The following is a 339-nucleotide window of genomic DNA, read 5'->3' on the forward strand; positions in this document are numbered from 1 at the left end:
GTTCACTCCACGGAAAGCCGATACGTCTCATTTTTGCTGCTGGCAAATTTCCAGAAACTAGCAAATCGACATATTCACCATCGTGTACCTGCTTTACTTGTTCTACCGAAACAGGCATTGGCTGGAACATTTCGAATGCATTACCCCATTGTGGATCGCTATCCATTAGCGCCTCAACAGCACTGTGTAACAACAGATATTTGTTGATTGGGTAACGATGACCTTCTGGTAAAGGTAACTGCGAATAGATTGGGTGGTAAATTAAAGGAATCATAATCAAGTAAATTGCGTATCTTTCTCAAAATCATAACAGTCTCAGACTTGGCGACAACCCTAATT

At 41.3% G+C, this 339-nt stretch carries 1 pseudogene; it reads right to left on the minus strand.

What is annotated here, in order from left to right:
- Positions 1-274: pseudogene (locus AB4653_RS29015) on the minus strand (histone deacetylase); the annotation flags it as partial.
- Positions 275-339: the final 65 nt, after the last annotated feature.

The organism is Vibrio sp. 10N.222.48.A3 (assembly GCF_041475345.1).
In the GTDB taxonomy this organism is placed as follows: Bacteria; Pseudomonadota; Gammaproteobacteria; order Enterobacterales; family Vibrionaceae; genus Vibrio; species Vibrio tasmaniensis_A.